Source organism: Streptomyces sp. WAC06614, assembly GCF_003949795.1.
Classification (GTDB): domain Bacteria; phylum Actinomycetota; class Actinomycetes; order Streptomycetales; family Streptomycetaceae; genus Streptomyces.
The window spans coordinates 1-3,732 of sequence record NZ_RPRY01000488.1 but is presented as its reverse complement, the minus strand read 5'-3'; the positions used below and the strand labels follow the sequence as shown (position 1 = coordinate 3,732).

General features: G+C 72.8%; 3 protein-coding genes. 1 reads left to right on the top strand and 2 read right to left on the bottom strand.

Translation table 11 applies throughout. The features are described from left to right. Positions 1-253 precede the first annotated feature (253 nt). Complete coding sequence (locus EF918_RS33675) at positions 254-793, bottom strand: MarR family winged helix-turn-helix transcriptional regulator (protein ID WP_125652686.1); 540 nt, start codon at positions 791-793, stop codon at positions 254-256. 117 nt (positions 794-910) lie between these two features. Between EF918_RS33675 and EF918_RS33670 the strand changes: the two genes are divergently transcribed. After that, positions 911-2,221 carry an MFS transporter gene (locus tag EF918_RS33670; RefSeq protein WP_125652687.1) on the top strand — a complete coding sequence of 437 codons (1,311 nt, stop codon included), beginning with the start codon at positions 911-913 and terminating at the stop codon, positions 2,219-2,221. Between the two features lie 119 nt (positions 2,222-2,340). Here the strand turns inward: EF918_RS33670 and EF918_RS33665 are convergent. Further along, positions 2,341-3,732 (bottom strand): ATP-binding SpoIIE family protein phosphatase (locus EF918_RS33665; protein ID WP_125652685.1); only part of this gene is annotated, 1,392 nt, incomplete at its 5' end.

Here is a 3,732-nt window from a genome sequence, read left to right as displayed (position 1 = left end):
AGCGGGGGTTCGCCCTTGCGGCTGTTGGGCCGTTCGGACTCCCGAACTCTAGCGGATTTCCCGGGCTGCTCATAATCGAGCCTCGAAAATAAATTCGGGCATGCCGAATTCGTTCCCGAGCGGGAGATCGTGCTGAGTAGGGGTGCCGCGACGAGGCGGCGGACGGCTGCCGCAGAACCGTTCCGGCTCCGTGACAACTCGGAGTACTTTACGGACCCCTGGGGAGGGTGTCAACCCCGGGGTGGCCGGCCGGTCAGGCCCGGATCTGGAGGCGTTCGACCCGGTCCAGCAGGCGGGTGAGCAGGTCGCCGAGGACGCCGCGCTCCTGGGGGGAGAGGTCCTGGAGGAGGTCCTCCTCGAAGACGGAGGCGGACCGCATGGCGTCGAGCCACTTACTGCGGCCCTCGGCGGTGAGCTCCACGATCACCCGGACCCGGTTGGACTCGTCGCGCTCGCGCGTGACCAGGCCTTCGGCCGTCATGCGGTCGATCCGGTGGGTCATGGCCGCCGGGGTGAGGCCGAGCTGCTTGGCGAGCTCGCTCGGGCCGAGGCGGTACGGGGCCCCGGAGAGCACGAGGGCCTTGAGGACCTCCCACTCGGCGTTGCTGATGCCCAGGGCCGCCGTCTGGCGTCCGTAGGCGACGTTCATCCGGCGGCTGAGCCGGCTCATCGCCGACATGACCTTCTCCACCTGCGGATCGAGGTCCTGGAACTCGCGCTGGTAGAGCGCGATCTGCTCGTCGAGGCTCGGCTCGCCGGACGGGGCCGCTGTGTGGTCGGGGGTGTCACCCATGGAGCGAAGTATGGCACGAGCTCGTTTGCGTCTAACTCCTTCAATGTGTACTTTTAACGCTTGAAGTTTAGGTGTGAAGTCTTCAGCTCTAAGGGCAGGTGAGAAGTGACCAAGGTGATGGGCGCTGCGATGCGGCGGATCCAGGCCGGCAACGCGCTGAGCGCGTTCGGCATCGGTTTCACGGTTCCGTTCCTCTATCTCTACGTGGCGCAGGTGCGGGGTCTGGGTTCCATGGCGGCGACGAGCGCGTTCATCGCGTTCGCGCTCGGTGCCCTCGTCGCGCTGCCCTTCACCGGGCGGATCATCGACCGCCGGGGCCCCGTCCCGGTCGTCATGGGCGCGGCCGTCGCCGCCTCCGCCGGCGCGCTGGCGCTCGGACTGTCCACCGGGGTCGCCCCGATCCTGCTGTCCGCCCTGGCGCTGGGCGCCGGTCAGGCGGTCATGCAGCCGGCGCTGGCCACGATGATCGTGTCGTGCTCGACGCCGACCTCCCGGACCCGCGCGTTCGCCCTGCAGTTCTTCATGCAGAACCTGGGTCTGGGGATCGGCGGCCTGCTCGGCGGGCAGATCGTCGACGAGAGCCGGCCGGGCAGCTTCACCCTGCTCTTCACGGTCGAGGCCGTGATGTTCCTGGTGCTCGCCGGGATCATCCTCAGCGTGAAGCTGCCGCAGACGCCGGTCATCAGCGAGGCGCTGCGCAAGGACGCCGCCCCGCAGGGCGGCGGCTGGGCGCGGCTGGTCCGGCACAAGGCGATGGTGCAGTTCTGCGTGCTGGGCTTCGTCCTGTTCTTCGCCTGCTACGGGCAGTTCGAGTCGGGGCTGGCGGCGTTCGGCACCGAGGCGGCGGGGATCAGCCCGGCCACGCTCGGTTTCGCGCTGGCCGCCAACACGGGTGCGATCGTCGTCGCGCAGTTCGCCGTGCTGAAGCTGGTGGAGAAGCGGCGCCGGTCCCGGGTGATCGCCCTGGTCGGTCTGATCTGGACGGTCGCCTGGCTGATCGCCGGGTTCTCCGGGCTCGGCCACGGCAGCACGGCGATGGCCGCGACCGCGTTCGTGACGACGTACGCGCTGTTCGGCATCGGCGAGGCCATGCTGTCGCCGACGCTGGCGCCGCTGGTGGCGGACCTGGCGCCGGAGGGTTCGGTCGGGCAGTACAACTCGGCCTTCGCCCTGGTCAAGCAGATGGCGCTGGCGCTCGGCCCGCTGGGCGTGCCGGTGGGCGCGGGGCTGCCGATGGTCTACGTCGGTACGTTCGCCCTGGTCTCGCTGGGCATCGTCTGGCTGGCGCTGCGGCTGGGCCGGCAGCTGAGCCCGGTGCAGGACAACCCGTCGCTGCTGCGGGGTGCGCCGGTCGCGGGCGGGGGGCCGCGCGCCGCCGAGCCGGCTGCTGCTGCTGCCGAGCCGGCCACCGCCACCGCCACCGTCTGAGCCGTGTCCGGTCCGGCCGGTCCGCGTCCGGTGGCGTAGGTCCACAGCTGTGGACGAAGGGCCCGTCCCCCTGGGGGCGGGCCCTTCGTCGTGCGTGCGGGCGCACCGTGTCCGGTGCGCTACGTGTCCGGCAGGGCGAACTCGCACCAGACGGCCTTGCCGCCGCCCGGGGTGCGGCGCGAGCCCCAGGACGAGGCGATCGTGGCGATGATCGAGATCCCGCGGCCGGTCTCGTCGGCGGGTTCGGCCCGGCGGCGGCGCGGCAGGTGGTCGTCCCCGTCGGTGACCTCGACGATCAGCCGGCGGTCGGTGCGGCGCAGGCGCAGCCGCATGGGCGGGGTGCCGTGCTGGAGGGAGTTGGCCACCAGCTCGCTGGCGGCGAGGACGCCCAGGTCGCACAGCTCGACGGGGAAGCGCCAGGAGGTCAGGACGCCCTGGGCGAAGGCGCGGGCGCGCGGGGCGGCCTCGACGCCGCCGAGGAGTTCGAGCGCGGCGTTGTGGAAGAGCTCGGCGTCCGGGCCGGTGCGGGTGGGGTGCTGCAGGACGAGGACGGCGACGTCGTCGTCGTGGTCGGCGTCGACGCCGAGGGCGCGCATCAGCCGGTCGCAGATGACCTGGGGGGTGCCCTGGGCTCCGGACAGGGCGCGTTCGAGGGCGGCGACGCCTTCGTCGATGTCCTCGCCGCGGCGTTCCACGAGGCCGTCGGTGTAGAGGACGGCGGTGGCGCCGGGGCCCAGCGCGATGGTGCCGGAGGAGTGCAGCCAGCCGCCGGTGCCCAGGGGCGGGCCGGTGGGGTCGGCGGCGCGGCGGACGGTGCCGTCGGCGTCGCGGACCAGGATCGGCAGGTGGCCGGCGGAGGCGTAGGCGAGCAGGCCCTCGTTGGGGTCGTGGACGGCGTAGACGCAGGTGGCGATCTGGCTGGCGTCGATCTCGGCGGCCAGGCCGTCGAGGAGCTGGAGCACCTCGTGCGGGGGCAGGTCGAGGCGGGCGTACGCGCGGACGGCGGTGCGCAGCTGGCCCATGACGGCGGCGGCGCGGACGCCGCGGCCCATGACGTCGCCGATGACGAGGGCGGTGCGGCCGGCGCCGAGGGTGATGACGTCGTACCAGTCGCCGCCGACGGCGGCCTCGGTGCCGCCGGGGTGGTAGGTGGCGGCGATGCGGAGGTCGTCGGGCTGTTCGAGCTCCTGCGGGAGGAGGGAGCGCTGGAGGGTGACGACGGCCTCGCGCTGGCGGCGTTCGCTGGCGCGGAGCCGTTCGACGGCCTCGGCGTGGTCGGTGACGTCGGCCAGGTGGACGAGGACGGCGTCGCTCTCGGCGTCTGCCCGGCCCTCGCGGGCGGGGAAGGCGATGGGGCTGCAGGTGACGGTGTAGGTCCGGCCGCCGCCGGGCGCGGTGCGGTTCTTGGCGGTGCGTGGCCTGCCGCTGCGCTGGACCTGTTCGAGGAGGGGGAGCAGGCCGAGTTCGCCGAGCTCGGGGAGGGCCTCGTGGGCGGGGGCGCCGGTGGGGCG